At 40.5% G+C, this 1465-nt stretch carries 1 protein-coding gene; it reads right to left on the minus strand.

Going from position 1 to position 1465, the window contains the following annotated elements; all coding sequences use genetic code 11:
- Nucleotides 1-384 precede the first annotated feature (384 nt).
- The coding region (locus BBG47_RS27970) for a hypothetical protein (protein ID WP_065294463.1) at nt 385-1465 on the minus strand (1081 nt) is incomplete at its 5' end.

The raw sequence follows: 1465 nt of genomic DNA on the forward strand, positions 1-1465 counted from the left end.
GCTTGGCGGCCAGCTTCTGATCGATTTGAATCTTCTTTCTCATTTGCTGCTGTTCGTGCTGTTGCGCTGCCTCGGCACCCGCAGGAATCGGCCCTGCCAAGGTAACCAACATACTGGATACGAGTAAAGATGCTAGAGCTGTTCTCTTCCAATTCATACTAAACCCTCCTATGTTCCACCCTACTTTTAAAGTTTTGAACGTTTTTTATTCGTAAAGTGGTGATCGCCTACAATGTATAACAATTTCATTCCTCTCTTTTGTGACATCATCTCTATTATTCTGAATGAAGATGGTTTCAAATAAAAAAATCCACCGACGCATAGAAGCCAGTGGATTATTTGATACGGAGTCAAAATATAATGAAATGGTTCGTTTGTAGGCGTTTAATGGGGTTTCGCTTCCAAATCGGCTGCATACTTAATGATCCCAGGAGCAGCAGCTCTTCCGACTCGAATGTACACGACCTTTTTATTTGCATCCAATGCCGCTCTTACATTCATGCCATTTTTCTTGGTGAAAGCAAAATCCTTTTCTGTTCCATCCCATTTCACGCTATATCCATTCATGTCGATATTAAATACTTTCTTCACTATTGGGGCGACCGCTTCTCTCGCCTCTTTTTCGGAAATGCCTTTATTTTCGCGTACTTGTTTTCCAAGCTCATTGTAGATACTATTGATTTTCCCTGTATTGGGATCTGCATAAATCGTAACTTTGCCATCATGGAACACCCATGTTATATTGGGTTTATTCTTTGAGATAATTGGCGATAAATCGACGCGAAGCTGAGCAGTCGTCATTTCAAACTTATTTGTAGAAACAGTTTGAGCAGCATCAACAACTGTTTTCAGCAGTTTCGGATCAAGCTCTTTCTTATCAAAGTCAATCGTGATATGACCGATATGTTCTGGTATGCCATCTAATTTGTGTAAGGAAGCGGAGAAATCCTTTCCTTTCAATTCGTACGTCTTCTCCTCTCTAACCTCTGCTTTTGACGTTTTTGAGAGTTTCTCATCCGTAAATTGGTGAATCACCTCAACTTCATTATCAAATGCATACTTCTTCTTTGGATATATCGCTTTCAACCACTTTAATACGTCTTCCTGTTCCTGCTTGCTGATTTGGTCAATAGTAGCGGTTTTGCCGCTTACCGTCCAGATAATCCCTGTATCATAATCAAATTGTAATGAATATTTACCATCTACAGATCGCACTTCTGTTATTTTAGATGCATTCTTATTATTGAAATCGAGCTTACCTACCTTTTGCAATTGCACGTCTTCTCCGGCAAATAATTTTACCGCTTGATTCAGCTTTTCCGTCCACTTCGGATCTATTTGAATTGTCCAGCGATCCAATTGCTGCTCTTGCGCAGCCCCTGCTCCTGCAGGAATTGGATCTGCCACGGCAACCAACATACTGGATACAAGCATTGATGCTAGAATTGCTTTTTTGATATTCATT

This window comes from Paenibacillus sp. KS1 (assembly GCF_001680695.1).
GTDB classification, from domain to species: Bacteria; Bacillota; Bacilli; order Paenibacillales; family Paenibacillaceae; genus Paenibacillus_B; species Paenibacillus_B suaedae.